4 protein-coding genes and 1 other annotated feature are annotated in these 7,565 nt (G+C 39.1%); all 4 genes read right to left on the reverse strand.

Annotation, left to right across the window (positions count from 1 at the left end):
- Positions 1-82: 82 nt before the first annotated feature.
- The 4 genes from ACERII_RS01505 to spoVID all read right to left on the reverse strand — a co-directional run bounded on the left by ACERII_RS01505 (position 83) and on the right by spoVID (position 7,035).
- Positions 83-2,728, reverse strand: coding sequence for a valine--tRNA ligase (locus tag ACERII_RS01505; RefSeq protein ID WP_373639652.1), 2,646 nt, complete (start codon positions 2,726-2,728; stop codon positions 83-85).
- Positions 2,729-2,837: 109 nt separating this feature from the next.
- Positions 2,838-3,180 (reverse strand) — a binding site (T-box leader).
- A gap of 726 nt (positions 3,181-3,906) precedes the next feature.
- Positions 3,907-4,920, reverse strand: coding sequence for a spore coat protein YsxE (gene ysxE / locus ACERII_RS01510; protein ID WP_373639654.1), 1,014 nt, complete (start codon positions 4,918-4,920; stop codon positions 3,907-3,909).
- Positions 4,917-5,837 (reverse strand): hypothetical protein, encoded by a 921-nt coding sequence (locus ACERII_RS01515; protein ID WP_373639656.1) that lies wholly within the window; start codon positions 5,835-5,837, stop codon positions 4,917-4,919. Before ACERII_RS01515 ends, ysxE begins: the two co-directional genes overlap by 4 nt.
- Positions 5,838-5,853: 16 nt before the next feature.
- A complete protein-coding gene (gene spoVID, locus ACERII_RS01520) occupies positions 5,854-7,035 on the reverse strand; it encodes a stage VI sporulation protein D (RefSeq protein ID WP_373639657.1) in 1,182 nt (393 codons plus the stop codon).
- Positions 7,036-7,565: the final 530 nt, after the last annotated feature.

Genomic DNA, 7,565 nt, shown 5'->3' on the forward strand with positions numbered 1-7,565 from the left:
TGCATAACTTTACTATTATTACCTTTTAGCAAAAAAACATCCAAGAGTTGCAAAGCTTCTCTTGGATGTAATGAGTTAGTAGTTATTTACGAAGCTCTTCTATACGAGCCTTTACTTTTTCTCTTTGCTCTAGATAGTCAGTTTCCTTCGCCTTCTCCGCATCTACCACTTCTTGAGGTGCTTTCGCTACAAAGCCTTGGTTCGAAAGCTTCTTCTGAACACGTGTAACTTCTCCGTCGAGACGTTTCCATTCTCCCTCTAGACGTTTCAATTCGGCATCTAGATCTAGAAGGCCTGCTAATGGAAGATACAATTCTACTCCAGATAACACAGAGCTCATTGATTTTTCCGGTGCAGGTAAGTTTGTTCCCATTTGCAATTCGCTTGGACGACAGAATCGCTCTACATACGCTCTTCCTCTGTTCAACTGATCAAGAACATCCTCATTGTTTGCACGAATGTGAAGGGTGATTTCCTTACTCATTGGTACATTTAATTCTGCGCGTGTATTACGAACAGATCGGATAATTTCTTGAAGTAACTGCATATCTTTTACTGATTGCTTGTCAACAAGATTTTCATCACGAGTTGGCCATTTTGCAACCGTAATTGATTCTCCTTCATGTGGAAGGTGCTGCCACACTTCCTCTGTAATGAATGGCATGAATGGATGCAACAATCTCATCGTTTGGTCTAATACGTATGCTAAAACAGAACGAGTTGTGTGCTTCGCTTCCTCCTCTTCTCCGTTTAACGGAAGCTTCGCCATTTCAATATACCAATCACAGAAGTCATCCCAAATAAAGTTGTATAATGCACGACCAACCTCACCGAACTCATATGCATCAATAAATTTCGTTACTTGGTCAATCGTTTCTTGAAGACGAGTCAAGATCCACTTATCCGCAATGGATTTTTTCCCAGTTAAATCAATCTCCTCGTACTTCAGTCCATTCATATTCATTAACGCAAAACGAGATGCGTTCCAAATTTTATTACCAAAGTTCCAGTTGGACTCTACTTTTTCCCAATAGAAACGTAAGTCTTGACCTGGAGAACTTCCTGTTGATAAGAAGAAACGAAGTGCATCTGCTCCATACTTATCAATCACATCCATTGGGTCAACCCCGTTCCCAAGGGATTTACTCATTTTACGGCCCTCGGCATCACGAACAAGTCCGTGAATGAGAACGTCTTTAAATGGACGCTCGTCTGTAAAGTGTAGTCCTTGGAAAATCATTCTCGCTACCCAGAAATAAATGATGTCATAACCTGTTACAAGAACATCCGTAGAGTAAAAACGTTTGTAGTCTGCTGCGTCTTCGTTCGGCCACCCCATTGTGGAAAACGGCCATAACGCAGAACTGAACCATGTATCTAATACGTCCTCATCTTGCTCCCAGTTCTCGATATCTTCTGGTGCTGTTCTTCCTACATAAAGTTCCCCTGTTTCTTTATGGAACCAGGCTGGAATTCGGTGGCCCCACCAGAGTTGACGAGAAATACACCAGTCACGAATGTTTTCGATCCAGTGAAGATACGTCTTTTCAAAACGATCAGGAACAAAATCTACTTTTCCTTCTGATTTTTGTAGCTCAATTGCTTGCTCAGCAAGTGGCTTCATTTTTACAAACCATTGTGTAGAAAGATATGGCTCAACGACAGCACCGCTTCGCTCTGAATGACCAACACTGTGCATATGATCTTCGATTTTGAAGAGAATACCTTCCTCTTGAAGGTCCTTCACGATTTGTTTACGACATTCAAATCGATCTAATCCTTGATACTTTCCAGCGTTCTCATTCATTTTCCCGCCTTCATCCATAACGAGAACTCGTTCGAGGTTGTGGCGGTTTCCTATTTCAAAGTCATTCGGGTCGTGAGCTGGCGTAATTTTTACCGCTCCAGATCCGAAGTCCATATCAACGTAATCGTCCGCTACGATTTCAATTTCACGTCCTATGATCGGAAGTTTTACTTTTTTCCCGATAAGATGTTGATATCGCTCATCTTTCGGGTGAACTGCTACTGCCGTATCACCTAGCATTGTTTCTGGACGCGTTGTAGCTACCTCTATGTGACCAGATCCATCAACTAACGGATACTTCATATGATAAAACGCACCTTGAACATCTTTGTAGATAACTTCGATGTCAGAAAGAGCTGTTTTTGTTTGTGGATCCCAGTTTATAATGTACTCACCACGATAAATGAGTCCCTCTTCGTATAAGCGAACAAACACTTCTCGTACTGCGTCAGAAAGACCTTCATCTAACGTGAATCGCTCTCTTGAGTAGTCTAAAGACAATCCAAGCTTCGACCATTGTTGACGAATGAAGTCCGCGTATTCCCCTTTCCATTCCCACGATTGTTCTAAGAATTTCTCACGACCTAAGTCGTGACGAGAAATACCTTCTTCACGAAGCTTTCCTTCTACTTTTGCTTGCGTTGCAATCCCCGCATGGTCCATACCTGGTAACCATAGTGCGTCATAGCCTTGCATACGCTTCGTACGAATAAGGATATCTTGTAGCGTCGTATCCCAAGCATGTCCTAGGTGAAGCTTCCCTGTTACGTTTGGCGGTGGTATAACAATGGTGTAAGGCTTTTTGCTCTCATCACCTGTTGCTTCAAAGAATTTTCCATTTACCCAATACGGATACCATTTTGCTTCTGTCGCCTGCGGATCATACTTTGGCGGCATTGAAATTTCTTGATTATTTTCCATCTTTCTTCCTCCTTCAAATTGCCACGTCCCTGGTCCCCGAACTTTTTGTCCGGGACCAGACCTGGTACAATTTTGTGAACGTTATATGAATATAAAAAAACCCCGTTCGTCAAAGGACGAAGGGAGTTGAATTCCTCGTGGTACCACCTTTGTTTACAGTCTAATTGGGTGAATAAATTCACCAACTTAAAAGATGATAGACTGTACACTCAAAGCTGTAACGGTGCTGAACCGGCTTTTACTATTAGAACTTTCATTTGAATCATCCCTGTCACCGAATTGACAGTTGCTGAACTCATGTAGCGTTCGTTCATAAAAGCAACTCATGGGCGACCTTCCACCTTTTCGTCTAAGAAAACCTTCCAGCATTGTAACTACGCGTATGCGTTGAACACAATGGTTTTCCTCTCTGATAGCTTCCAGAATGTACTCTTCCCACTCTTAGTTATTGCAATGAAATTTTTTATGTACACGTTATTTTACCTTTTCTTTTTCTGAGAATCAATAGGTTTTGGTTAATTTTCTTACGTTCTACCCTGATAATACGTGTTATCAAGTGGAGTTAAACTATCAAGTATTAACAACTTTGTTGGGGAGTTGCCGAGCCATCTTCACGACTCCGTCGATACGGTGTCTCGCCACTACTCTAATTTCCACTGGAATCTCGTAGCTTTCCACTATCCCATATAAGCTGTACACTTATTATAAATATAGTAATATTTTTGCCTAAATACCCAAAACTCATACCTTATGTAATCCGATAATAACAATAGTTTTCATTGTTCACTTTTTCCTTTTTCTTGCATAAGATGATAATAACCGAGAATGAAAGGGGAATATAAATATGAGGGGAATGAGACGACGGTTTGGCGGATACCGGTTTTCCCGCTGGTTTCAAAGAGCAGGAGATATCTTTTATCAAATATTACTACCTTTAATAGTATTTCAATTGATTCGGACGATAATATTCCCTACTAAATTTGATTTAATTTTATTAGGTATACTAGTTCTTCTCTATCTTTCCCGAGTAATGGATTGGTTTTCTAAATCAAAATGAACTCTCATCTATACTTTATACCAATAAAAAGGCTGTCTCACAGGAGATTCACATTCTCTCCGTATGAGACAGCCCTATTTGCTTATTGTATTTGAAAAGGGTAGATTTAAACCCTTAAGTACTACCTCTGTTCTCCTTCAAACACACTTTTCATAAAACGCTGAATTCGATTCATCGTTAATATTTTCCGCTCTAATTGTGATACAGACTGTAATTCTGGTACGGAGCTTTCCTTATTCTGATAAGCATCTACGGACTGATAAATACTTTCCGGGAATGCTAGATAACTCATGAACAAATGACGCTCTTCATCAAAAAAGGCAAAATGTTTTTCATATAATTGAAGCCAATGTCGTCCTTCTTGCTCATCCCACGGACGTAATTGGAAGAAATGTCGAAACATGAGTGCCATGTCTCGAGAAGGCGTATCTAGCACTGCTTTTTCAAAGTTTAAGAAGTACGCTGTTCCATATTGATCAAAACATGTATGTTTTCTGCTAGGTTTCCCATGACAGAGTACACTTCGAAAACTCTTCTTCTCTTTGGCACCTTCCATCCATTTCTTTAAATGTTTTTCCGCTTCCTCTGCCATAAAGATAGTTCTTTGAAAATGAGTCAGGAATGTTAATTCAAACGGAGACAAATACACATTTCCTTCGATTTGTTCTACATACCGCTCCATTTCAAGCCTTCGATAACCCCAACGTTTTTTCAGCGTTTCATACGATTCTTCCAACACTTCTTCGGAATACTCTTGAGTACGCTCAGTTAAACCATGAAGTCTTGCAAGCTCCTCTACCATTACTTCTTCCGTATCAACAGCGTGCTTAAATTTTGTTTGATCGTCATACCATGGCATCAAATAATACACATGCCCATCGTAGCGTACAACAGAGTCACCGTATTTCGTTGGTAAAATAGGAACAACATAATGAAACCCAATTCTCTCTAACCTACGAATGACGTGAATGAACCAGTCTGTTTCATCCTCAGACATCTTCGTTTCTTTTAAAGCAAAAACACCATTCGGAGTATATATTTTTTTTACCTTACCGATGGACTCTATTTTTTCTGGATATAAATCATATTGAAATAATACAGCACCAATTGGCTTATGCTGAACATGAATATTCATACATTCACCTTCTTTCGAGTCGCATCTAACCACTCATCCAGTGCTTGCACTAACGCCCTTGACGCTTCCCATTGATAAGAAAGCTTCTCTTTCCATACCTGAACTTCAGTAAGATTATCCAAATCCTTTATTTTATCAATGAAGTCAATATATTCCCAAGGTGCTAAACAGTTTGCTAATAGCTGCTGTCCGTGTTCCTGTTTGAGAGGGAAGTATTTATCTATTTCATTTAACAGTAAAAATAATGAATTTTGACCGTATCGCTGAAGCCATTCTGATAATACAGTTTTCAAAGAATGGTATCCACGTTCAGGCTTCCCTGTAATGTTGTGCCAATAGAACTTTTCAAAAACAATTTTTCCTTGATCTAACGTACGAATTGGGGCAACAACAGGTTCTTTAAGGTGATTATTTTTCCCTTTTACACGTGTCGCTTTTGAAAGTCGAAAGAGAGATTCTTTTCTCATGGCTTCTAAAAAACGAATCTCTTTTTTTCTAATAGTAGTTGATATCTGTTTTTTCGCATAATCTAATGATTCTTCATCCAAAATAGGATCATAAATCTCTGTTTCAAACTCTTTCAAATCTTGGGAAAAATAGAGTCCAATAAACTTACCAAACTCTTTTTCTCGACCTTTATAGGGAAAGAGGCTGGACACCTCATCATGAAGTGTGATCCAGCCAGATTCACTTAGGAGCATTTTTTGCCCTTTTACAGTCTGGAGCATACGATTGGTAAGACTTCCAGATTTTATCCATAAAGAATCGCGCCATTGTAAATGCCAACGAGCATTTTTTTCATCCGACCATAAGATCAGTCGTTTAATACCCTTTTCCGTATCGAGAAGTTCTCCATTCACTTTCCATTTACTATGTTTAAATCCATAGCTCTCTTGTATTTTCGATATACTTAGCATTCCATCCTCCTCCAAATCAAGACTTGGATGTTGGAGTTTTCTTCACTGGAATATATAATATCTGTCCTTCACCAACACGCTCATCATTGAGTCTATTCATTCGAATGATCTGACTTAACTCTAAATCGTACCGATCTGCAATCGTTTCTAACGATTCTCCTTCTTGGACGATACACATACGAAGCTTAGAAAATTCTTCTTCGCCCTTCGTAAGCATCTTTGTTAAGTAGAGTGCATTTTCTTCTTTTTTCTCTCCAACTTCTGGTCTTTCTTCATTATTATCTTCCCCTTGATTAGATTCAGCAGAAGTTTCTACAGAGCTATTAGCTTTGTTGGAGGAAAAACGGATAGTAGGTTCTTTCGGTGGTTCTACTACTTCTGGAGTTTCCTCAGCTCGAACCATTGGCTCTTCCAACACTTCTTCTTCAATCGATGGTTCATCTACAATTTCTGGCTCATCCTCTTCATTTACCTCCACTACCTCTTCCACGGTATTCGCTTCTAGCTCATGATCATTTCTTTCGTATGTCTCAAACTCCTCTTCTTTTTTCATGGAAAAATCATCTACCTCCTCATCTTCTATCTCGGGTGCCTTACGTACTGACTCAAAATGAAAACTACGGTCCTCTGATTTTTCCTCAAATTCAGCATTTCTGCTGAAGTCTTTATGCTCAATATTTTCATAGCTATTAGGTGGAACATAGCTATATTCTTCCTCTTCAGAAGAACTGGAACTATCCTCAAACTCTTCATAAGGTTCATTTCGTTCACTTTTAATTCCCGATACAGAGACACTTGCTTCTAGCTCAATACATCCATTGTCAGGAAGTTCATAATCAAATGTATCAACAGTAACATAAAGATCCTCCAGATTTTCAATACGATCTCGTGGAATCGTTACATCGAGAGGAAAGGAATGACGAATTAGCTGTACTCCATCGTCCGTCATAGAGACTTCCTCTACGGATCGAAAAGATACTTCACTTGATGAATCTCTTGTATAATCCCTTTCTTCCTTTGGACGGTACTCCCCTTGGAGCTGTAGTGACCCTCTTATATATACCTGGTCATCCACTTCTCGAATGGAAATGTCCGGTTCTAGCGCTAACGATAACAATTCTTCAATTTCATTACCTCGGTTTAGCCACACTGATTCTTTAATGGAAAAAGCCAAGGATGACGGTTTTTCATAAGTCACGTGATTTCCCCCTTTATTTTAAACTTTCGTCTAGTTTTTCTATGATGTTCAAACTTTGTCCACACTTCATTCCCAAAGCGATCCATACGTTACACATGTATGATTCTCAATGAAAAAATATACCTATTCCTTGAAAAACAAAATATGAATCTACTAAAAGGAATGCAGTAGAGGGATATCCTTTTTCATTTAGTAGTGAAGAAAAAAGCTGTTCCCTTTCCTATAGGTATATTTCAAAGTTTCAAAAAAAGAATAGATGATTTTCTAACATAATATCTTCAACATAGCTACAATATTCACAAAACGTTCGGGGACCTGGTCCCCGAACGTTTTGTGAAGTTCCTCGTTCACGTCCCTGGTCCCTGAATTTTTTGTGAACTTTATACCATCGTTTTTGTACGCTTCCAAAAGAAGTTCTCATTCAACTTATGGATCTCCTTCCGATCATTAAGTTCACAAGACAAAACTTCTCCTCAACATAGATTTGAAATTTTCATAACAACAAAAAAGAGAGCAAAAGGTTCAATGAC

Origin of the sequence: Evansella sp. AB-rgal1, assembly GCF_041820985.1 — a bacterium.
GTDB lineage: Bacteria > Bacillota > Bacilli > Bacillales > Salisediminibacteriaceae > Evansella.